General features: G+C 60.2%; 16 protein-coding genes. 7 read left to right on the forward strand and 9 right to left on the reverse strand.

What is annotated here, in order from left to right:
* Nucleotides 1–8 precede the first annotated feature (8 nt).
* From ACVI9W_RS07870 to ACVI9W_RS07880, 3 genes are all read right to left on the reverse strand, one after another.
* Nucleotides 9–1,592 (reverse strand): peptide chain release factor 3, encoded by a 1,584-nt coding sequence (locus tag ACVI9W_RS07870; protein WP_461529678.1) that lies wholly within the window; start codon nt 1,590–1,592, stop codon nt 9–11.
* A gap of 105 nt (nt 1,593–1,697) precedes the next feature.
* On the reverse strand, nt 1,698–2,027 hold the full coding sequence (locus ACVI9W_RS07875) for an XRE family transcriptional regulator (protein ID WP_461529679.1): 330 nt from the start codon (nt 2,025–2,027) through the stop codon (nt 1,698–1,700).
* The gene (locus tag ACVI9W_RS07880) at nt 2,011–2,328 is read right to left on the reverse strand and encodes a type II toxin-antitoxin system RelE/ParE family toxin (protein WP_257011825.1); all 318 of its coding nucleotides are present in this window, start codon (nt 2,326–2,328) and stop codon (nt 2,011–2,013) included. Before ACVI9W_RS07880 ends, ACVI9W_RS07875 begins: the two co-directional genes overlap by 17 nt.
* A gap of 487 nt (nt 2,329–2,815) precedes the next feature.
* On the opposite strand from ACVI9W_RS07880, the gene ACVI9W_RS07885 reads away from it, so the two are divergent.
* From ACVI9W_RS07885 to ACVI9W_RS07900, 4 genes are read left to right on the forward strand one after another with little or no spacing between them, the layout of a single operon-like run.
* Complete coding sequence (locus tag ACVI9W_RS07885; RefSeq protein ID WP_461531803.1) at nt 2,816–3,502, forward strand: ABC transporter permease; 687 nt, start codon at nt 2,816–2,818, stop codon at nt 3,500–3,502.
* A 14-nt stretch (nt 3,503–3,516) separates the two neighbouring features.
* Nucleotides 3,517–4,425 carry a glycine betaine ABC transporter substrate-binding protein gene (locus ACVI9W_RS07890; protein ID WP_461529680.1) on the forward strand — a complete coding sequence of 303 codons (909 nt, stop codon included), beginning with the start codon at nt 3,517–3,519 and terminating at the stop codon, nt 4,423–4,425.
* Nucleotides 4,422–5,075: an ABC transporter permease gene (locus ACVI9W_RS07895; protein ID WP_342623200.1), complete on the forward strand. Its 654-nt coding sequence runs from the start codon at nt 4,422–4,424 to the stop codon at nt 5,073–5,075. Before ACVI9W_RS07890 ends, ACVI9W_RS07895 begins: the two co-directional genes overlap by 4 nt.
* Nucleotides 5,072–6,226: an osmoprotectant ABC transporter ATP-binding protein OsmV gene (locus ACVI9W_RS07900; protein ID WP_461529681.1), complete on the forward strand. Its 1,155-nt coding sequence runs from the start codon at nt 5,072–5,074 to the stop codon at nt 6,224–6,226. Before ACVI9W_RS07895 ends, ACVI9W_RS07900 begins: the two co-directional genes overlap by 4 nt.
* A gap of 103 nt (nt 6,227–6,329) precedes the next feature.
* Here the strand turns inward: ACVI9W_RS07900 and ACVI9W_RS07905 are convergent, their stop codons facing one another.
* The 3 genes from ACVI9W_RS07905 to ACVI9W_RS07915 form a co-directional block, all read right to left on the reverse strand.
* Complete coding sequence (locus ACVI9W_RS07905; RefSeq protein ID WP_461529682.1) at nt 6,330–8,783, reverse strand: TonB-dependent siderophore receptor; 2,454 nt, start codon at nt 8,781–8,783, stop codon at nt 6,330–6,332.
* Between the two features lie 109 nt (nt 8,784–8,892).
* A complete protein-coding gene (locus ACVI9W_RS07910) occupies nt 8,893–9,867 on the reverse strand; it encodes a FecR family protein (protein ID WP_461529683.1) in 975 nt (324 codons plus the stop codon).
* A 17-nt stretch (nt 9,868–9,884) separates the two neighbouring features.
* Nucleotides 9,885–10,373 (reverse strand): RNA polymerase sigma factor, encoded by a 489-nt coding sequence (locus ACVI9W_RS07915; RefSeq protein WP_461529684.1) that lies wholly within the window; start codon nt 10,371–10,373, stop codon nt 9,885–9,887.
* Nucleotides 10,374–11,032: 659 nt separating this feature from the next.
* Here ACVI9W_RS07915 and ACVI9W_RS07920 point away from each other — a divergent pair.
* Complete coding sequence (locus tag ACVI9W_RS07920; RefSeq protein WP_036993923.1) at nt 11,033–12,196, forward strand: type III PLP-dependent enzyme; 1,164 nt, start codon at nt 11,033–11,035, stop codon at nt 12,194–12,196.
* A gap of 46 nt (nt 12,197–12,242) precedes the next feature.
* On the opposite strand, the gene ACVI9W_RS07925 is transcribed toward ACVI9W_RS07920, so the two are convergent.
* Genes ACVI9W_RS07925 through ACVI9W_RS07935 form a run of 3 tightly spaced genes read right to left on the reverse strand, consistent with a single transcriptional unit; the run spans nt 12,243 to nt 14,300 of the window.
* On the reverse strand, nt 12,243–12,782 hold the full coding sequence (locus ACVI9W_RS07925) for a hypothetical protein (protein WP_461529685.1): 540 nt from the start codon (nt 12,780–12,782) through the stop codon (nt 12,243–12,245).
* Between the two features lie 58 nt (nt 12,783–12,840).
* The gene (locus ACVI9W_RS07930; protein WP_461529686.1) at nt 12,841–13,617 is read right to left on the reverse strand and encodes a tetratricopeptide repeat protein; all 777 of its coding nucleotides are present in this window, start codon (nt 13,615–13,617) and stop codon (nt 12,841–12,843) included.
* Nucleotides 13,618–13,619: 2 nt separating this feature from the next.
* Nucleotides 13,620–14,300, reverse strand: a complete 681-nt coding sequence (locus ACVI9W_RS07935) for a Fe2+-dependent dioxygenase (RefSeq protein WP_038614493.1) — start codon at nt 14,298–14,300, stop codon at nt 13,620–13,622.
* A gap of 220 nt (nt 14,301–14,520) precedes the next feature.
* Here ACVI9W_RS07935 and ACVI9W_RS07940 point away from each other — a divergent pair, with 220 nt between their 5' ends.
* Together ACVI9W_RS07940 and ACVI9W_RS07945 are read left to right on the forward strand one after the other, a co-directional pair.
* The gene (locus ACVI9W_RS07940) at nt 14,521–16,812 is read left to right on the forward strand and encodes a TonB-dependent receptor (RefSeq protein ID WP_461529687.1); all 2,292 of its coding nucleotides are present in this window, start codon (nt 14,521–14,523) and stop codon (nt 16,810–16,812) included.
* A 104-nt stretch (nt 16,813–16,916) separates the two neighbouring features.
* On the forward strand, nt 16,917–19,469 hold the full coding sequence (locus tag ACVI9W_RS07945; RefSeq protein WP_461529688.1) for a PepSY domain-containing protein: 2,553 nt from the start codon (nt 16,917–16,919) through the stop codon (nt 19,467–19,469).
* The last annotated feature ends 53 nt before the right edge of the window (nt 19,470–19,522 follow it).

A 19,522-nucleotide genomic window follows, 5' to 3' on the forward strand; every position in this document is an offset into this window, starting at 1 on the left:
CGATGTTTTTAGTGGTGCTCGCGCGTTGCGCGGAACTTCACATCCGGCCAGCGCTCTTCCATCAGCGCCAGGTTGACCCGGGTCGGGGCCAGGTAGGTCAGGTGACCACCGCCGTCGATAGCCAGGTTTTCCACGGCCTTGTTCTTGAATTCCTCAAGCTTCTTCTTGTCGTCACAGCTGATCCAGCGCGCGGACCAGACAGTGATCGGCTCGTAGGCGCATTCGACCTTGTATTCTTCCTTCAGGCGGCTGGCGACCACATCGAACTGCAGCACACCGACGGCGCCGAGGATGATGTCGTTGCTGCGCTCGGGGAAGAACACCTGGGTCGCGCCCTCTTCGGCCAGCTGCTGCAAGCCCTGGCGCAATTGCTTGGACTTGAGCGGGTCTTTCAGGCGTACGCGGCGGAACAGTTCCGGAGCGAAGTGCGGAATACCGGTGAAGCCCAGCGCCTCGCCTTCGGTGAAGGTATCACCGATCTGGATGGTGCCATGGTTGTGCAGACCGATGATGTCACCGGCCCAGGCCTCTTCCAGTTGCTCACGCTCGGAGGAGAAGAAGGTCAGCGCGTCGCCGATCCGCAAGTCCTTGCCGGTACGCACGTGACGCATTTTCATGCCCTTCTCGTACTTGCCCGAGCAGATGCGCATGAAGGCGATACGGTCGCGGTGCTTGGGGTCCATGTTCGCCTGGATCTTGAACACGAAACCGCTGAACTTCTCTTCCACCGGCTCGACGCTGCGCTCGTTGGCGACGCGCGGCAACGGACGTGGCGCCCAGTCGACGACGGCATCGAGCACATGGTCAACCCCGAAGTTGCCCAGTGCGGTACCGAAGAACACCGGGGTCAGCTCGCCGCGCATGAACTCGTCCTGGTCGAATTCGTGGCAGGCGCCCTGCACCAGTTCCAGCTGCTCGAGGAAGCGCTCGTACTCGTCACCCAGGTGTGACCGGGCTTCGTCGGAGTCGAGTTTCTCGATGATCTTCACCTCGGTACGCTCATGGCCGTGGCCCGGGGTGTAAACGATGATGTAGTCGCCAGCCAGGTGGTACACACCTTTGAAGTCACGGTAGCAACCAATCGGCCAGGTGATCGGCGCAGCCTTGATCTTCAGTACCGCCTCGATTTCGTCGAGCAGCTCGATCGGGTCGCGGATATCGCGGTCGAGTTTGTTGATGAAGCTGACGATCGGCGTATCACGCAGACGGCAGACGTCCATCAGGGCGATGGTCCGTGGCTCGACGCCTTTACCGCCGTCGAGCACCATCAGCGCCGAGTCGACTGCGGTCAGGGTGCGGTAGGTATCTTCGGAGAAGTCTTCGTGACCCGGGGTGTCGAGCAGGTTGATCATGTGCTCGCGATACGGGAACTGCATCACCGAGGTAGTGATGGAGATACCACGCTGCTTCTCCATTTCCATCCAGTCGGAGGTGGCATGGCGGTCGGATTTACGCGACTTCACCGTACCGGCAACGGCGATCGCCTTGCCCATCAGCAAAAGCTTCTCGGTGATGGTGGTCTTACCGGCGTCGGGGTGGGAAATAATGGCGAAAGTGCGGCGCTTCGCGACTTCGGCGGCCTGGTTGGTCATGGGAAATCGCCTGACTGGGGGATTGAAAAAGGGGCGATATCATACCTGAAGTCAGGCAGGGACCAAAATCTGATCCCCCGCCGGTCGCGCGCAATGTCGAGCACGCTATTTATGTCCTCCCGAGCCGTCAGCGAAACCTTCAAGGGTGATAGGCCCGCGACCCGGCATATGTGCAACCAGTTCAAGTGTTCCGCCCATTGCTTCCACGTAGGTGCGCAGGGTCGAAATCAGCATGTCGCTGCGCCTCTCGACCTTGGAAATATTCGCCTGACGGATGTCCAGACGCTCGGCCATGCCTTCCTGGGTAAGCTCCAGCTGTTTGCGCAATGCCTGCAAGGTCATTTCTTCGCGAATCAGCTCACGCCCGCGTTGCTCGATGCGTGCCCGGCGTTCGGGCGAAAGACTGTTGATGACTTCATCAAGTGTTTTGGACATGTTCCTCACCTCCTGACAAATACCTTTCAAAACGCTCATCGGCATGCCGGATCAGATTCCGGTAAAACCGTTGCTGGCTCACTCCAGCCTTGTCGCCTGCCACGAGAATAATGGCGCATCGCTTGGGATCAAATGCAAAAGCCACTCGCCAGACACCATTTTGAGCGTCAAACCGCAGTTCCTTCATGTTGTGATATCGAGATCCTTTCAACGTATCCACGCGCGGCCGCCCAAGTGCTGGTCCGCGGCTCTCCAGTACCCTCAGCTGGCTGAGTAACTCATCCTGGATCTGTTCAGTCAAATCCTCGAAATCCGAAACAAATTCAGTACAAAACCTGATTGACCATGGCAATAAAATACCCTTAGAGGAATATTCCCTCAAGCGACTATCATGAAATTTTCCTCTGCAATGTTGAGCTTCATGACGGATGGCCTGATAGCAGGTAATTCAATGACTCTGGGGAGGAAATGCCCGGTTTATTCGCACGAATCTTCATACACCACAGGGATTAACGCTGGCCAAATGCTGCTTCAGATGGGAACCTTTACGGCTGTGGAGGCGTCCACTCCCCTGATATGCAATCGGTAATGACCGTTCGTCAGGGTTGGTTTCACCGGCACCACGAGCCTGACGAGGCTTCGCTTATGGCGTGTTTCGCTCCGTTCCGGACAACGCGCTGCTTATCGCGATCACACTGCCTGCCACCTGGAATGGTGGCCGCCACGGGAGTGTGTTCGCCGACAACAAAAGGAGTCCGCCTGTGGCTATACGCTATGGCAAGGGGCTGATGGGATGTGCCTTCGCGCTCGTCATCCTGGCCCTGCTGATCCACTGGATCGGCATCGATACGATCGCGCACTACCGCGCCGATCTGTGGTTCTACCTGCAAGCGCACCTGATGCTGGTGCTGCTGTCGATGGTGGCGGCGTTAGCCGTGGGCATACCCGCTGGGATTGCCTTGAGTCGACCACACCGGGTCGACCGCGCCGAACGTTTCATGCAACTTTTCAATATTGGCAACACCATCCCCCCCTTGGCCGTTCTGGCCATTGCCCTGAGTTTCCTCGGCATTGGCGCCGGTCCCGCGATCTTCGCCCTGTTCCTCGCCTCCCTCCTGCCCATCGTGCGCAACACCTACGAGGGCCTGAAAAACGTTCCCGCCTCGCTCAAGGAAGCCGCCACCGGTATCGGCATGACAGCCCGTCAACAGCTGTGGCAGGTCGAGCTACCCAATGCGGTGCCGATCATCGTCGGCGGTGTACGGGTGGCCCTGGCGATCAACGTCGGCACCGCACCGCTGTCGTTCCTGATCGGCGCCAACAGCCTGGGCAGCCTGATTTTTCCCGGCATCGCCCTGAACAATCAGCCGCAACTGCTGCTCGGCGCTGCCTGCACCGCTTTGCTCGCCCTCTTGCTCGACGCCCTGGTGGCGCAAGGCAGCCGGCGCTGGCTTGAACGCGGCCTGGCCCACTAAGCGAAGGAACTCCAATGAAAAGAATCGCCTTGTTACTGGGCGCGGCCCTGCTGTTCTCGGGATTTGCCCAGGCCGCGACAAAACCTGTGATCCGTCTCGGCGCACGGGTCTTCACCGAACAGACCGTGCTGGCGGAAATCACCGCCCGCTACCTCAACCAGAACGGCTTCGATGTGCGCATCACCGGTGGGCTGGGCAGCAATCTGGCCCGCAGCGCCCATGAAACCGGCCAGCTGGACATGGTCTGGGAATACACCGGGGTGTCGCTGGTGTCGTATAACCACATCGACGAGCGCATGCCCAGCGCCGCGGCGACTTATGCCAAGGTCAAGGAACTGGATGCCAGGAAAGGCCTGATCTGGCTGGCGCCGTCGAAATTCAGCAACACCTACGCCCTGGCCCTGCCGCGCAAGATTGCCGAGCAGTATCCACAGGTGAACACCATCAGCCAGCTGAACCAGGTATTGCGTGAGGAGAAACAACGCACTCATGTGATCGCCCTGGACACCGAGTTCGCCAACCGCCCCGATGGCCTGGTCGGCCTCACCGAAACCTACGACCTGCAACTGACCCGCCGTAACATCCGTCAGATGGACGCAGGCCTGGTCTACACCGCGCTGCGCAATGGCCAGGTATTCAGTGGCCTGGTCTATACCACCGACGGGCGCCTGAGCGCCTTTGACCTGAAACTGCTCGAAGACGACAAGCACTACTTCCCCGACTACACCGCCGCCCCGGTGGTGCGTAAGGAAATCCTCGACGCCCACCCGCAACTGGCCACCCTGCTCAAGCCGCTGGCCGAGCAACTGGATGACCAGACCCTGCGCGAACTCAACGCCAAAGTCGACGTCGAGCACCAGAGTCCGGGCAAGGTCGCCGCCGAGTACCTGCGCCAGCATCCACCTGCACAGGAGCAGCCATGACCATGCTCGATACCTTCGCTCACCTGGACTGGGCCCAGGTCCTGCACCTGACCTGGCAGCACATCACCCTGGTCGGCATCGCCGTCAGCCTGGCGATTCTGTTCGGCGTACCGCTGGGCATCCTCATGACCCGCTTCCCTGCCCTCGCCGGCCCCTTGCAGGCGTGCGCCACGGTGCTGCTGACCATCCCTTCGATCGCCCTGTTCGGCCTGCTGTTGCCGTTCTACTCCAAGTTCGGTCAGGGCCTGGGGCCATTGCCGGCGATCACTGCGGTGTTTCTTTATTCATTGCTGCCGATCCTGCGCAACACCTACCTGGCACTGACCAACGTCGAGCCAGGAATTCGTGAAGCCGCACGCGGTATCGGCATGACCTTCGGCCAGCGCCTGCGCATGGTCGAACTGCCCATCGCCGTACCGGTGATTCTCGCCGGCGTACGTACTGCGGTGGTGATGAACATTGGCGTCATGACCATCGCCGCGACCATCGGCGCCGGTGGCCTGGGCGTACTGATCCTGACCTCCATCAGCCGTAGCGACATGTCGATGCTGCTGGTCGGTGCAATGCTGGTGAGCCTGCTGGCCATCTTCGCTGACCTGCTGCTGCAAACCCTGCAACGTGCCCTGACTCCAGAAGGACTGCGCAAATGATCGAACTCCAGAACCTGAGCAAGACCTTTCACGCCAACGGTAAAGACGTCAAAGCCGTCGATGCTGTCAGCCTGACCGTCAATGAAGGCGAGATCTGCGTGTTCCTCGGCCCGTCCGGTTGCGGCAAAAGCACCACGCTGAAAATGATCAACCGCCTGATCGCGCCAACCTCCGGCAAGGTGCTGATCAATGGCGAAGACACCACGGGTCTGGACGAAGTCACCCTGCGTCGGCGCATCGGCTATGTGATCCAGCAAATCGGTCTGTTTCCCAACATGACCATCGAGGAAAACATCACCGTGGTCCCGCGCCTGCTCGGCTGGGACAAGCAAAAGTGCCATGAGCGTGCCCGCGAACTGATGAGCATGATCAAGCTCGAACCCAAGCAGTACCTGCAGCGCTACCCGCGCGAGCTGTCCGGTGGTCAGCAACAGCGCATCGGGGTGATCCGCGCCCTGGCCGCCGAGGCACCGCTGCTGTTGATGGACGAGCCGTTCGGCGCGGTCGACCCGATCAACCGCGAGATGATCCAGAACGAGTTTTTCGAGATGCAGCGGGCGCTTAACAAGACCGTGATCATGGTCAGCCACGACATCGACGAGGCGATCAAACTGGGTGACAAGATCGCCATTTTCCGTGCCGGCAAACTGATCCAGATCGACCATCCGGATACGCTGCTGGCGCACCCGGCTGACGACTTCGTGAGCAACTTCGTCGGTCAGGACAGCACGCTAAAACGCCTGCTGCTGGTACGCGCCGAAGATGCCGCCGACAACGCACCGTCAGTCAGCCCGCAAACGCCGGTCAACGATGCGCTGGAACTGATGGACGAGCATGACCGGCGCTACGTGGTGGTCACCGATGCGCAGAACAAGGCCATGGGCTATGTGCGTCGGCGCGACCTGCATCGCCAGCACGGTAGCTGCGCCGACTTCCTGCGCACTTTCAATGCCACCGCATCCCATGACGAGCACCTGCGCATCCTGTTGTCGCGGATGTACGAGTTCAATCGTTCGTGGTTGCCGGTGCTGGATGCCGAGCAGGTGTTTCTGGGGGAAGTGACTCAGGAGTCGATTGCCGCTTACCTGAGCTCGGGGCGTTCGCGCGGGGGCAAGACCAGTATCGTGTCGCCGGCTGAAGCGCTGGCCTGACCCTGAAAATAATCGCCGGCAAGGCCGGCTCCCACAAAGGTCAACTTAATACCTGTGGGAGCCGGCCTTGCCGGCGATGGGCTGCAACAGCAACCCCAGCAATTCAAAACCCTACACTGGCCTGAACATAGAAGGTACGCGGCTCACCCAGGTAGATCCCCGAGTTGTTGTCGCTGGAACGGGTGTAGTACTGCTTGTCGAAGATGTTCTTAACCCCTGCCGCCAACTTCAGGTTCGACAGCTCCTGGCCGAAGTCGTAGCCACCGCGCGCCGCCCAGGTGACGTAGCCCGGAATGTCGCCAAACTGACCGTCGGCACTCGGCTCGGTGATGTAGTCACCGTTGAAACTGCCATCTTTATTCATACCAGTGCCCGGTGCGCGTTGCTTCGATTGGGCAAAGGCATCCAGGTTCCAGGTCCAGCGATTGATCTGGTAACGCAGCCCGGCGTTAACCACTTGCCGCGAGTAGAACGGCAGGTCGCGGCCTTTGAAACCGGGAATTTCCCCTTCATAGGTGGCGCGGGTGTAGGTGAATGCGGCATTGGCGCTCAAGCCCTGTAGACGTGGATCGAGACCCGACAGGTCATAGTGCATCGAGGCCTCGATACCCTGGTGCTTGGTCGCACCAAGATTGGTCCAGCCAATATCGTTGCTGATGTATTGCAGTTCGTCATCGAAGTCGATGTAGAACGCAGTCAGCTCGCCGCCCCAGGTACCATTGTTGTATCGGGTACCCACTTCATAGGTCTTGGCTTTTTCCGGTTCCAGGCCATTGGCGGTCTGGTCACCGATGCCACCCTGCCCCAGCTGGAAGTACTGCAGGCTGCCGAACGAGGTTTCGTAGTTGGCGAACAGTTTCCATTCATCGGACAGGTGATACATCACGCTCAGCGCTGGCAACGGCTCGTTGCTGGTCACGCTGCGGTTTTTCTCCTGCACCGGCTTGCCGTTGGCACCAATCACCGGGCGTTCATGCCAATCGGTGTTGATGTGTTCGAAGCGAACGCCCGGAGTGATGGTCCAATTGCCGACATCGATCTTGTCATCGATGTAATAGGCACTGGCTTCGGTACCACCGGTACGGTCCTGGAACACATGACCGTCTGAGCCAGGCGCCGGGGTCGGGACGTTGTCGACCAAGGCCAAGCGGGTCGATTGTTCATGCATCGCTTCCTTGAGGTAGCGATAACCGACGCTGACTTCCTGGGTGGTCGGACCGGCGAAGAAGATCCGCGACACACGCGGTTCGATCGCAAAGGTGTGGTAGCTGCGCGGGTACGAAGACAGGGTCTCCTGGTCGCGGGCGGCGATGCTGCTGCCACGGAAGCTGTCGGTGTAGTAGGTCTGCACTTCGAACTGGGTAAGGTCGTCGATCTGGCGCAGGTACTTGAGCGAGACGTCTTTACGGCGGCCGCTGAAGTTGTCGTGGTCACGATCGGACTGGTACGGATCGTCGTCGAACTGCGCCTGGGTCAGACCGCCGGGCATATCGGCCTTGGCATCGTAATAGTGAAAGTTCAGCCACAACTCGTCGCTGTCAGTCACCGCCCAGTTGGTCTTCAACAGCACATCGTCGATGTCGTTGCCGTTGTTGCTGCTGCGATAGCCATTGCCGTTGACCCCGGAATACAGCAGCGCCGCGCCCAGGCCATTGTCAGCGGTACCGCCGAGGAACGCCGACTCGATATGTTTCCAGCCGCCATGGCGGGAGGTTTCCATGGTGGTGGACAACTCGCCGGTGGCCTTTTCAGGAATTGCCCGGGTCACGAAGTTGATGACCCCACCGACGTTCTGCGGACCATAACGTACCGAGCCGGCACCACGGACCACATCGATGCTGTCGAGGTTGCCAGAGGAGATCGGTGCCATCGACAGCTGCGGCTGACCATACGGGGCGAAGGCCGCTGGAATGCCATCGATCAGCACGGTGGAGCGCGGCGACAAGCGCGAGGTCAGACCGCGCACGCCAACGTTGAGGGCGATATCGCTGCCGCCGGTACCGTTTGAATCCTGCACCTGCACACCCGGAATGCCACGCAGCACATCGCGCACGTTCATCGCGCCCTGCTCGACCATCGCCTCGCGGCGCACCACAGTCCGGGCGCCAGGATGGTTCTGGACCACGGTTTCTTCGGCGTTGCCGAGCCAGTCACCGACGACCTTGACGTCGGTCGGTGCCAGTTCGAGGCTACCGGTGGTCAGGGTACCTGCACTCTGCGCAGGCTTGAGCACCACAGTGCCCTGGGAAATCTCGTAAGTCAGCCCGCTGCCTTGCAGCAGTGTCTGTAGAGCCTGCTCCGGCGCCAAGGTGCCGGACACGGCCGGAGCTTGCTTGCCGGCCACCAGCTCGGGGCTGAAGAACAATTGCAGCGAAGTCTGCTGCCCCAGTTGGCTCAAGGCCGAAGCCAGCGACTGGGCCGGGATCTGGATGCTGGTCGCCACCTGGTCGGCATAGCTGCTGGCGATACCGCCACTGACTGCCAGGGCCAGCGCCAGTGGCAGCAAACGGGTGCGCAGGCGTGGGGCAGAACGCGGGGAAAACTTGTTGTTGTTCACGTCTTCGAGAAATCCTGAGGGGCCGGATAAAATGCCATCTGCATGCAAATGGAAATGCTTGGCAGTTGCAGTTGGCCAGGAAGACGAACAACTGAAAAAAAACCTGAATTTATTTTGAAATTATTTCGCTGGAGCCATCGACATGGGTCTTGATGGTCACCGGCAGGATGCTCGGCAGAGCCCGCAACAAGGCGTCGGTGTCGTCGCTGCTGAAGGTGCTGCTCAGGCGCAATGCCGCCACCTCGCCCGCGGCCACGCGCAAGGGTTGGGCACGGTAGCGCGAGACTTCCTCGACCACTTCGCTCAACGGCGCGTCATTGAACACCAGCTTGCCCTTGCGCCAGGCGGTCAGCGCCGCAGCGTCCACCGTATAAGGTGTGGCGACCTGACCCTGGGCATCGATCTGCGAACCAAGACCGGCAGTGAGTAACGCCTGGCTGGCGCCACTGCCCTGGACCCTCACCGAGCCTTGCTCTACGGCCACCCGGGTGCGGGCTGGATCCAGGCGCACGTCGAAACGAGTGCCAGTGACCGTGACCGTGCCATTGGCGGTGCTCACGACAAAAGGCCGTGTCGTGTCATGGGCGACACTGAACATGGCTTCCCCGGCGCTCAATTCGATTCGCCGTTGCCCGGCGCTGAAATCGACTTTCAGTTGCGTACGGCCATTGAGCTCCAGCTGTGAGCCGTCCGGCAGCTCGAGGTGGCGGCGTTCGCCAAGGGCCGTCTGCAACTGATCCTGATAGTTGAGCTGATGCTGTTGCCAGCCGAACCAGCCAAGCCCCACGGCCGCAACTGCGACACCCGCGGCCAGCGCCTGCTGAATGAAGCGCCGACGCGGCAACCGGCACACCGGATCGGCCTGGCACAACGCCTCGAGACGCGCACGCGGCAAAACATCCGCGGCGCCCCAGAGCTGGCCGAGCAGATCGTACTCATGTTGATGCTGCGGGTGCTGCGCCAGCCAGGTGTCGAATTGCGCCTGTTGGTCAGCGCCCAACGCCCCGTCACAGGTACGGGCAAACCACTGGGCTGCCTGCTCGCGTACGACTTCGGTGCCACACAGGCACGCGTCCTGATTCATGAAAACATTCGCCTGACTCATCTCGTCGACACATCCAGGTGCTCACGCAGATGCCGGAGCGTGCGGATCATATACTTTTCGACCATGTTCTTGGTCAAGCCCATGCGTTCGGCGATTTCCGCCTGGGTCAGTCCCTCGAGCTTCTGCCAGATGAATACCCGGCGACAATTGAGCGGCAATTGCGCCAGGGCGCGCTCGACGCTGTCAGCCAGCTCGACGGCATGCATGTAGGCCTCCGGGTCGCCACTGGCATCGCTGGCGGGATCGAATATGTCTTGCTCGACGGCCTGGCGGCGATCTTCGCGGCGGTAACCATCCACCGCAATATTGCGCGCGGTCTGGTGCAGATAAGCACGTGGCTGCTCGACGCCCTCCTGGTCATTTTCCAGCACCCGGACAAACGCATCATGTGCCAGATCCTCGGCCTGCTGGCGATTGCGCAATTTGCGCGTCCAGGTGCCGATCAGCTCTTGGTAGTGGTCGAGAAAGCCTTTGTGTCGCGACACGATGCGGGGGTCTTCGCCAGGCGATGAGGAATGACGCGAATAGTAATGTTTCTTATTAAGCGCAGCAATCGGAGATGATGGCAGGCGACGAAGCGTGATCGGAGTAAAAAAATGTCCTGGTGGCGGTGCGCATCCTGGCCGCCGGGCACGAAAAAAAAATTGAACGCCAGCGCTGGCGTCCTCTTAAATGCCAGCGTCTTTCATTGGCGGACAACCGGGGATTTTTGGCCACTTTCGTCGCTAAATTCGCCGATCACACAGTGTGAAAGCAAGCTAGCCGAATAGCGGAAAGATCTGCGGGCTTTTCGGTATTTTTAACGCTTTTGTCATCAAATTGAACATCTACTGTTTACCTGGGTCGGTTAAAAAGTGGCTGTGCGGGATGGGGCGACAGACGTGTGCAAAATCGCGACATTTTTTGTTGATCTTGAGTCCCTCAGGTCCTAAAGTTCGCGCCGAACGTCCATGCTGGAAACGATCCATCCGGCTCAAGTACTGACGACGAGACAGCAAGGTCACCCGTAGCTCGCTTCATCACGCACGGTGACCTTTTTGCTTTCGGCGACATGCCTTGGGAAGTAGGCGAACCAAAGTGGGGATACGGAGGGCGTTCAGTTGCAGCCACTTTTTTATTCAGTTTGCCCATGGAGTCCCTAAGCATGTCGATTCAGGTCGAAGACTACTTCGCGCGCGATACCTTTCAGAAAATGAAGGCGTTCGCCGACAAGCAAGAAACCCCGTTCGTGCTCATCGACACCCAGATGATCAGCCAGGCCTACGACGACCTGCGCGCCGGTTTCGAATTCGCCAAGGTTTACTACGCGGTCAAGGCCAACCCGGCCGTGGAAATCATCGACCTGCTCAAGGAAAAAGGCTCGAGCTTCGACATCGCCTCGATCTATGAGCTGGACAAAGTGATGGGCCGTGGCGTCAGCGCCGATCGCATCAGCTATGGCAACACCATCAAAAAATCCAAGGACATCCGCTACTTCTACGAGAAGGGCGTGCGTCTGTATGCCACCGACTCCGAAGCTGACCTGCGCAACATCGCCAAGGCCGCACCGGGCTCGAAGGTTTACGTGCGTATCCTCACCGAAGGCTCGACCACTGCCGACTGGCCGCTGTCGCGCAAGTTCGGCTGCCAGACCGACATGGCCATGGACCTGCTGATCCTCGCCCGCGACCTGGGCCTGGTGCCTTACGGTGTGTCTTTCCACGTAGGTTCCCAGCAGCGTGACATCAGCGTCTGGGACGCGGCGATCGCCAAGGTCAAAGTGATCTTCGAACGCCTGAAGGAAGAAGACGGCATCGAGCTCAAGCTGATCAACATGGGTGGCGGCTTCCCGGCCAACTACATCACCCGCACCAACAGCCTGGAAACCTACGCTGAAGAAATCATCCGTTTCCTCAAGGAAGACTTCGGTGACGACCTGCCGGAAATCATCCTCGAGCCAGGCCGTTCGCTGATCGCCAACGCCGGCATCCTGGTCAGTGAAGTGGTGCTGGTGGCGCGCAAGTCGCGCACCGCAGTCGAGCGCTGGGTCTACACCGACGTCGGCAAGTTCTCCGGCCTGATCGAAACCATGGACGAGTCGATCAAGTTCCCGATCTGGACCGAGAAGAAAGGCGAGATGGAAGAAGTCGTGATCGCCGGCCCGACCTGCGACAGCGCCGACATCATGTACGAGCACTACAAGTACGGCCTGCCGCTGAACCTGGCCATCGGTGACCGCCTGTACTGGCTGTCGACCGGCGCCTACACCACCAGCTACAGCGCGGTGGAATTCAATGGCTTCCCGCCGTTGAAAGCCTACTACCTGTAACGAAGAACGGGGCCGCAAGGCCCCGTTTCTTTTGTCGCATCAAACATCAGCGCCGATACTCAAATAGCTTGCCGAAAGCGTCGAACAGCGGAACGTTCACATGATCCACGCCCAGGCTCATGACCAACTTGTTCGGACCACCTGCTTGCACGTAACGGTCTTCCCACGACTTCCTGTTACGCACGCCAATCGGGACGCTACCCACCGCGGCAATCGTCACCCCCTCTTGCGAGCCACGCACCGGCACGCCAAACTTAGAGCCATTGGCCCAGATTCGCCATAGCACCGGATTTTTGGGTTTCACGTAATAACCTACCCTGCCGTCAGAGCCCAGTTCCCACACCTCGTAGTGCGCATCTTCATCCGCGAAGGCTACCGCACGCACGCGATAGCCGGGGTTCTCGCCATCAAAGTATCCGAACCAGAAGCGCTGCTGAGACTCGACAGAGCTGACCCCAGATACCGTCAAGTAATCATTCTTGCGTTGGCTGGGGGCCCCTCCCTCCACCGAGTCGAGAATACCCTCGTAGCCGGGCGTGGCGGAGGTCAAAGTTGCAATAAATGAACGCTCTTGAATGTACCGCATGGTTGCCGTCCTCGTTGGCATGAAAGAAGGCCTAGCATCCACGCCCCGCATTGTCCTGTTAAGGCAGTACGGCTTCCTCGGTCAAGCGGCCCCGCAATTGAATTTCGCTTGCGTATCCAGCCGCTTGATCGGCCAGCAGCGGGCCCGCCGCAAGCAGTGTTTTCAGGCTACTGCGCAAGAATCTCAGGTTGCCTTGCTGTCTGGCCCGTTCCAACCACGGACTGGCTTCAAGCAACTGCCCGCGCTCGGCCAGCACCATCGCCAGACTGAACATTCCGCGAAAATCACCCGCCTCGGCTGAGCGCCGATACCACTCGCAAGCTGCCTGCAGGTCCACCGCCAATCCACCCAGGCCTTCTTCAAGGTAACGCCCGTAAAGGTTCATCGACTTGGCGTGGCCCATCAGCGCAGCCTGCCGATAGCACCTCAACGCCTGAGTGTGGTCCTGGGCAAGGCCACGCCCGGTTGCCAGCAGATTGGCCAGGTTGTACAAGCCCCAGTCCAGCCCGGCCTGCGCGGCGAAACGGTAATGACGGGCAGCGCCGGGCAGGTCCACCTCACCGCCCCAGCCATGCTCCAGGCACCGTCCGAGCATGTTGTGGGCCATAGCGCTGTCAGCGTTGCAGGCGATTGCAAACCAGGTACGCGCCAACGCCGGGTCCTGCTCGATACCACGCCCATCCAGCAGAATCTGCCCGAGCAACAGCTGTGCTTCGACAATCCCCTGCCCCGCTGCGGCAAGAATACCCTGGGCTGCCTTGCCCGGACTTTCTTCGAGCATCACGCGCAATTGATCGGCATCCAGAATCTGTTCACGACGCAGATTGAAACTCACCGTCAGACCTCGACCCAGCGGCGCAGCAGGTTGTGATAGGTGCCGGTCAGCTGGATCAGTGCCGGGTGATCGGGCATGTCTGCTGTCAGCTGCTGGATGGCGTTATCCATCTCGAACAGCAAAGCGCGCTGACTGTCTTCGCGAACGAGGCTCTGGGTCCAGAAGAACGCGGCATAGCGTGCGCCACGCGTGACCGGGTTGACCTTGTGCAGGCTGGTACCCGGATAGAGCACCAGGTCCCCTGCCGCCAGCTTCACTTGCTGCACACCGTAGGTGTCCTGGATCACCAGCTCGCCACCGTCGTAGTCCTCGGGGTTGCTCAGGAACAGGGTCGAGGACAGGTCGGTACGCACCCGCTCGTGGCTGCCGCGGGGCTGGCGCAGGGCGTTATCAATGTGAAAACCGAAATTGCCACCTTCGCGATAGCAGTTGATCAAGGGCGGGAAGACCTTGTGCGGCAGCGCCGCCGACATGAACTGTGGGTGCTGCCACAAACGCTCGATCAGCGCCGTGCCGATTTCCTTGGCCAGTGGATGGCCTTCTGGAAGCTGCAGGTTGTGCTTGGCCTTGGCCGACTGATAACCCGCGGTGATCTTGCCGTCGGCCCACTCGGTCCGCTCCAGCGCCTCACGGATACGCGTGACTTCCTCGGTGGAGAACAGTCCGGAAATGTGTAGCAGCATGGCGCAGGCACCTGGAAGCATAAAAAGATGTCAATGGTATTGATTCCCATTGGCTTACCACAAGCCCTTTCTGAGGGGTGCGACGTTTCAGCAATGGAAACCCGCAGTTACAAATTGTAAAGATTGTAAATTCCCCACAAATAGCAACCTTTCTCAATTGTTACTCATATTTGTTTACATTATATTTCGCGGCCTTGAAAACCTGGGGAAGGGGACCACCATGCCGCGTCACTATGTGCCAACCGCTGTCAGTTCACCACGCTTGCTCGCCTCTGCCATTGGTGTAGCGCTTACTGCTACCTCTGCCGGACACCTGGCTTATGCCGCAGAAGCCGAGCCGGCCAAGAACGACGCGATTGCCCTGGACGCGACCAGCGTTACCGGCCAGGCCGACGCGGCAAGCACTGATTACAAGGTGGAGAGTGCTTCTTCGCCAAAGTACACCGCACCGCTGGTAGATATTCCACGCAGCGTGACCGTGATCCCTCAGCAGGTCATCAAGGACACCAACGCCCTTAACCTGCAGGACGCCCTGCGTACTGTGCCTGGCATCACCATGGGCGCCGGCGAAGGCGGCAACCCGTCAGGCGACCGCCCCTTCATTCGTGGCTTCGACTCGCAAAGCTCGATGTACCTGGACGGTGTACGTGACACTGGCTCACAAACCCGCGAAATCTTCGCGATTGAATCGGTCGAAGTCGCCAAGGGCCCGAACTCGACTATCGGCGGTCGTGGTGCGGCGGGCGGTACCATCAACCTGGTGAGCAAACGCGCCCACATGGGCAACTCCACCGACGCTGGCTTCACCTGGGGCTCGGACCAGACCCAACGCTACACCTTCGATGGCAACTATCAGTTCCTCGACACCGCCGCGTTCCGCCTGAACCTGATGAGTCACGAAAGCAACGTTGCCGGCCGCGATGAGGTCAACTATGACCGTTGGGGCGTAGCACCGTCGCTGGTCTTCGGCCTGGGTACCGAAACCCGCCTGAGCCTGGATTACTACCACATGGAAAGCGATGACCTGCCAGATTCAGGCATCCCTTACAGCCTTAAATCCGGCAGCTCTGCCAATCGTACGTCGGCAAATCCCGACAAGCCGACGGATGGCGGCGACAGTGACAACTTCTACGGTCTGGTTGGCCGCGACTTCTTCAAGAGCCGCGCAGATATCGCCACCATTGCTCTGGAACATGACCTGAGCGATGCACTGACCATCAGGAACACCCTGCGCCACGGCAACACCCTGCAGGATTACATCTACAGTCAGCCTGACGACAGCAAGGGCAACATCCTCAAGGGTGAAGTCTGGCGTCGCCCGAACAACCGTGTCGCCAATACCCGCACCACCACCAACCAGACCGACCTGTTCGGCGAGGTGTACATCGGCGGGTTCAAGAACACCTTCTCTACCGGTATCGAGTTGAGCCGCGAAGCCTCGACCAAGGAAGGCTACGACGTTACCGGCTTCAGGTCGGGTGACTGCTCCAAGGGCGAAGGCCTTGTTCCTGGCGTGTGCACCTCGTTCCCCAACCCCGACCCGAATGAGGCATGGGGTGGTAGCGTCAGCCGCACCAACGCGGGTGCCGACACCACCAGCAACACCCGCGCCATTTACCTGACCGACACCCTGGAGCTGGATCCTGCCTGGTTGCTGACCATGGGCTTGCGCTACGACCATTTCGACACCAAGGCCAAGACCAAAGTCGCCAGTGGCGCCACCAGCTTCAAGACCGAAGACACCAGCGAGTTCATCACTGGCCAACTGGGCCTGACGTGGAAACCGACCGACAACGGCAGCGTCTACGTTTCCTATGCAACGTCGGCAACGCCGGCCGGCGCATCGCTGGGTGAAGGCAGCGACGGCAACCCCTTGCTGACCGCCACCACTACCAGCGAGCTGAAGCCCGAAGAAACCACCAACTATGAAATCGGTACCAAGTGGGATCTGTTGGAACAGCGCCTCAGCCTGACCGCAGCGATCTTTCGCACCGAGAAGGAAAATGCCCGGGTTCTGGTCGACGCCAACACCTACCAGAACGCTGGCAAAAGCCGCGTTGACGGCCTGGAGCTGACCGCTACCGGCAAGCTGACCAATGACTGGCAAGTGTTTGCGGGCTACACCTACATGGACGCCAAGCTGATCGACGGCGGCGCTCAGACAGTGAACAAGGTACTGATCGACGGCTATAACGACGGCAATCAGATGCCTAATACGCCGAACAACAGCCTGACCTTGTGGACCACTTACAATGTCACACCGAAACTCACCGTCGGTGGCGGCGCGTTCTATGTCGACGACGTGTTCGGCAACGTCACCAACAGCGTGATGGTCGATTCGTACTGGCGCTACGACGCCATGGCCAGCTACAAGCTGACCAAGAACGTCGACCTGCAGCTGAACGTGCAAAACCTCACCAACGAGGTCTACTACGACAAAGCCTACGCGGCTCACTACGCCAACCAGGCAGCCGGACGCACCGCCCTGATGACCACCAGCTTCCACTTCTGAGTGTGCTGACTGGCAAGCCCCGTTCATTTCGGTGAACGGGGCTTTTGTGTATCAAGGCATAATGCGCGACGCATTCGTATTTGCGGCAAGACAAGGTGATCAATGTGGTGAAGAAATCGTTGTTTCAACTGCACTGGTTCTTCGGAATCACCGCCGGCCTGGTGCTGGCGTTGATGGGCATCACCGGGGCAATCTGGTCGTTCCAGGATGAGCTGCTGCAGCTGTTCAACCCCGACGTGCTCAAGGTCGAGGTGCGTCAGGAGGGTGCGTTGCCGATGCCCGAGCTGGTCAGAAGGATCGAGGCCGAACAGGGCGACAAGGTTGCCATGCTCTCGGTCCAGCCTCGTAGCGACAAGGCGGCACGCGTCTTCTTCACCCCGCCTCCAGGTGAACGCCGGGGCTTGATGCGCTATGCCGACCCTTATACCGGCAAGCTGCAGGGCGAGGTTGCCGGGCAAGGCTTCTTCGACCTGATGCTGCAGCTGCACCGTTTTCTGGCCATGGGTGACACCGGGCGGCAGATCACCGGCGCCTGCACGCTCATGCTGATTTTCTTCTGTCTCTCCGGCCTGTACTTGCGCTGGCCGCGCAAGGCGTTGAACTGGCGGGTCTGGCTGACCCTGGACTGGGCCAAGAAGGGCCGGGCCTTCAACTGGGACCTGCATGCGGTATTCGGCACCTGGTGCCTGCTGTTCTATCTGCTGTTCGCCCTCACCGGCCTGTTCTGGTCGTATGAGTGGTACCGCGAAGGCCTGAACAAGCTGCTGGCCGATGGCCCCGCTGCTGGCGAGCAGCACAAGCGTGGCGAAGGCCGCGGTCGTCCAGGTGGCGCTCCTGGCAAAGACGCCAAACCGCTGGTGGTCGACTACGACGCCATCTGGAGCAACCTGCAAGCCGCCGCCGGCCCGACCATGGTCAGCTACAACCTGCGACTGCCCCCGGCTGGCGGGCAACCGGCAACCCTCTTCTACCTGCTTGAAGGCGCCGAGCACGAACGTGCGCTCAACACCCTGACCATCGACCCGGCCAACGGCCAGGTGAAAAAACACGATCGCTACACCGACAAGTCGTTCAAGGCGCAACTGCTGGCCAGCGTTTATGCGCTGCACGTAGGCAGCTACTTTGGCCTGACCGGGCGCATTCTGGTGACCATCGCCAGCCTGACCATGCCATTGTTCTTTGTCACCGGCTGGCTGCTCTACCTTGATCGTCGACGCAAGAAGCGCCAGGTGCGGGCCGCACGCAGCACCTTGGCGCCATCGAACGCCCAGGGCCACGGCTGGCTCATTGGCTTTGCCAGCCAGAGCGGTTTCGCCGAACAGCTGGCCTGGCAGAGTGCCGGACAACTACAGGCTGCCGGTTTGCCCGTACAGGTGCGGCCACTGGCCGAACTGAGCGAAAGCGATCTCAGCCAGACTGAGCGTGCGCTGTTCGTGGTCAGTACCTTCGGTGATGGCGAGGCACCAGACAGTGCCCGCGGCTTCGAACGCAAAGTGCTCGGCCAGCCTTGGGCCCTGGGCAACCTGAACTACGCCCTGCTCGCTCTCGGTGACCGGCAATATCCACATTTCTGTGGCTTTGCCCGACGCCTGCAGGCCTGGCTTGGCGAGCGTGGCGCGACCAGCGCATTCGCCCCTGTGGAAGTCGACAGTGCAGACCCTGTCGCCCTGCAGCACTGGCAGCAGCAACTGGCACAGTTGACCGGCAGCAAGCCACTGGCCGCCTGGAAGGCGCCTGAGTTCAGCAACTGGACCCTGGTTGAGCGCACCTTGATGAACCCTGGCAGCCAGGGCTCAGCGGTCTATCTGCTTGGCCTCAAGCCACAGCAACCGGCGCAATGGCAAGCCGGAGACTTGGTGGAAGTTCTGCCGCGCAACAGTCCGCAAATCCTTGAACAGTTCCTGCGCGGGCTGGGGCTTGATGGCGAATCTGCCGTCCAGGTCGACGGTCTGCAAGAAAGCCTGCTCCAGGCCTTGGCCAGTCGTCAGTTGCCCAAGAGCCGCGAGCATCTGGTCGGTTTGCACGCCCAGGCCCTGGTCGATGCGCTGATTCCGCTGGCTACGCGCGAATATTCGATCGCCTCGATCGCCAGCGATGGCGTGCTGGAACTGATCGTCCGCCAGGAGCGACACCCCGACGGCAGCCTCGGGCTGGGCTCCGGTTGGTTGACTGAGTACCTCGCTGTGGATAACAGCGTCAGCTTGTACCTGCGCAGCAACAGCGGCTTCCATTTGCCAGCTCCGGCGACACCGATGATCCTGATCGGCAACGGTACCGGGCTTGCCGGGCTACGCAGTCTGCTCAAGGCCCGGGTCACTGCAGACGAACAGCGCAACTGGTTGCTGTTCGGCGAACGCAACCAGGCCCATGACTTCCTCTGTGCGCAGGAGCTGAAAGATTGGCTGCACAATGGCGACCTGGCGCGCCTGGACCTGGCGTTCTCACGCGATCAGGCACACAAGGTCTATGTGCAGGATCGCTTGCGCGAACAGGCGGATGAGCTGCGTCGTTGGCTGGATCAGGGCGCCTCGATCTACATCTGTGGCAGCCTGCAGGGCATGGCCAGTGGGGTGGATGAGGTCTTGAACGAAGTGCTCGGGGCTGCCGAAGTCGAGCGTTTGATTGAGCTTGGGCGCTATCGGCGGGATGTGTACTGATTATCGCGGGGCAAGCCCGCTCCCACAGGAATAACTCCCGGTGGGAGCGGGCT

The organism is Pseudomonas sp. 210_17 TE3656 (assembly GCF_054821965.1).

Coding starts and splice junctions, on each gene's coding strand:
- ACVI9W_RS07870 (WP_461529678.1), bottom strand. CDS start 1,592: ATGACCAACCAGGCCGCCGAAGTCGCGAAGCGCCGCACTTTCGCCATT.
- ACVI9W_RS07875 (WP_461529679.1), bottom strand. CDS start 2,027: ATGTCCAAAACACTTGATGAAGTCATCAACAGTCTTTCGCCCGAACGC.
- ACVI9W_RS07885 (WP_461531803.1), top strand. CDS start 2,816: ATGGGATGTGCCTTCGCGCTCGTCATCCTGGCCCTGCTGATCCACTGG.
- ACVI9W_RS07890 (WP_461529680.1), top strand. CDS start 3,517: ATGAAAAGAATCGCCTTGTTACTGGGCGCGGCCCTGCTGTTCTCGGGA.
- ACVI9W_RS07895 (WP_342623200.1), top strand. CDS start 4,422: ATGACCATGCTCGATACCTTCGCTCACCTGGACTGGGCCCAGGTCCTG.
- ACVI9W_RS07900 (WP_461529681.1), top strand. CDS start 5,072: ATGATCGAACTCCAGAACCTGAGCAAGACCTTTCACGCCAACGGTAAA.
- ACVI9W_RS07910 (WP_461529683.1), bottom strand. CDS start 9,867: ATGAATCAGGACGCGTGCCTGTGTGGCACCGAAGTCGTACGCGAGCAG.
- ACVI9W_RS07920 (WP_036993923.1), top strand. CDS start 11,033: ATGTCGATTCAGGTCGAAGACTACTTCGCGCGCGATACCTTTCAGAAA.
- ACVI9W_RS07925 (WP_461529685.1), bottom strand. CDS start 12,782: ATGCGGTACATTCAAGAGCGTTCATTTATTGCAACTTTGACCTCCGCC.
- ACVI9W_RS07935 (WP_038614493.1), bottom strand. CDS start 14,300: ATGCTGCTACACATTTCCGGACTGTTCTCCACCGAGGAAGTCACGCGT.
- ACVI9W_RS07940 (WP_461529687.1), top strand. CDS start 14,521: ATGCCGCGTCACTATGTGCCAACCGCTGTCAGTTCACCACGCTTGCTC.